This window comes from Tepidiphilus sp. HLB4 (genome assembly GCF_054823945.1).
In genome coordinates, this window is record NZ_JSYB01000051.1 from 1 (window position 1) to 1,232 (window position 1,232).

At 57.4% G+C, this 1,232-nt stretch carries 1 protein-coding gene; it reads left to right on the forward strand.

Annotated elements, in window-relative coordinates; translation table 11 throughout:
* Positions 1–1,004, forward strand: a 1,004-nt coding sequence (locus OA56_RS08530; RefSeq protein ID WP_461584649.1) for a 3'-5' exonuclease, incomplete at its 5' end; no start/stop codon positions are given.
* Between the last annotated feature and the right edge of the window lie 228 nt (positions 1,005–1,232).

Consider the following 1,232-nt stretch of genomic DNA (forward strand, 5'->3'; position numbering starts at 1 on the left):
GAAATTTACAGAAAAAAGGTTGCACAACCTTGTCAGCGACCGTGACCACCCTGCCGGTCAACTACCGGTGCGCACCGAACATCCTTGCTCATGCCGCCAAACTGATCGCCCACAACCGCAACCGGGCCGCCAAAAAGATCACCGCCCACCGCGAAGATGTAGGCGAGATCAGGGTGATCCGCGCTCCCGACCGCTGGGCCGAAGTCGATCAGATCGTCGAAACCATCGAGAAAGGCGCTCAGGACGACGAATGGGCAATCCTTGCCCGAACCAATCTGATTCTCGACACCGCGGAACTGGCTTTGTCCGGCATCGATAGGCCATGCGTCCGCACCGGCGGCAAGAGCGTTTGGGAACATTCGATCGGAAGCGTATTTTCCGGCCTGCTGCGTTCCGTCGTGGATGATTCTTGGACTGGGCTGGCGAACGCACTTTCTTTTTGCGGCATCCATGCCGAATGGGTCAATGAGCATTCGCGTCGTTCGTTCGGAGGTTGCATTGCTCGCCTGGAATCCGCGATCGAACAAGCTCCAGACGACGATGGTAGTCGGAAGACGCTCCTGCGCCTGCGCATGGGGCTTGCCTCATGGCGCGAACAAGCGGCGAAGGGGCGGGCGACGCTCGTCATTCATGGCGTCGCCGCTTTCCTGTCCGATTATTGCACGCCAAACCAGGCGAACCTGCTGAGAAAGCTGGAGGAATCCCTTGTCAGGATGCCCGGATCGCTTGCCCAGCGACTTTTAATCCTGGGACGGTCAAGTCAGAATCGCCGCAAGCCCGCCGTGCAGATCATGACATTGCACGCCTCGAAGGGCCTCGAATTCGACAATGTCTGGATCATGGGTTGCGAGGAAGGCAACCTGCCCCACACGGATTCGACAGAGGAGGATGAAAGACGCCTTCTCTATGTTGGCATGACCCGAGCCCGACATCGGCTCATCCTGAGCAGCGCCATCGAGGAAGGTCTTGCATCGCGCTTTCTGGATGAGGCGGGGCTTTCTTGAAATGATTCAAAAGTGTGCGCTTTTGACCCGGAAGAACGGCATTGCCATTTGGTAAATTGGTCGCAAACTACAAAAAGTGCAAATTAGTCCGTCAATCCTCCCCGCCCTAAAGGGCGAAGCTTGTGCCCCAAGCTCGGTTGACCAGACCATGCGCGAGCAATCGCGCGACGTGTGATACCAGTGCGCACTTTTGCGTACGTGTCAGGTCCCGGACGATTGCATTGATCC